A 240-nucleotide genomic window follows, 5' to 3' on the forward strand; every position below is an offset into this window, starting at 1 on the left:
GTTGAGGCTGGTCTGCTGGATCGCCAGACGAATATCGGCGAGGGTCAGGCCGATCGCCGCCAGTTTGTCGGCCGAGGCTTGCACGCGAATCGCCGGACGTTGCTGACCGGTGATGTTGATCTGGCCTACGCCGTCGATCTGACTGATCTGACGCGAGAGCAGGGTTTCCACCAAGTCGCTGAGTTCGGTGCCGGGCATTTGCGTGGAGCTGACGCTGAGGATCAGCACCGGGCTGTCGGC

1 protein-coding gene is annotated in these 240 nt (G+C 62.9%); it reads right to left on the reverse strand.

What is annotated here, in order from left to right:
• A partial coding sequence (locus ACPYOM_RS23695; RefSeq protein ID WP_481347860.1) for an efflux RND transporter permease subunit occupies positions 1–240 on the reverse strand: 240 nt, incomplete at both ends.

The sequence above is a fragment of the Monashia sp. HAY1-2A genome, assembly GCF_056755315.1.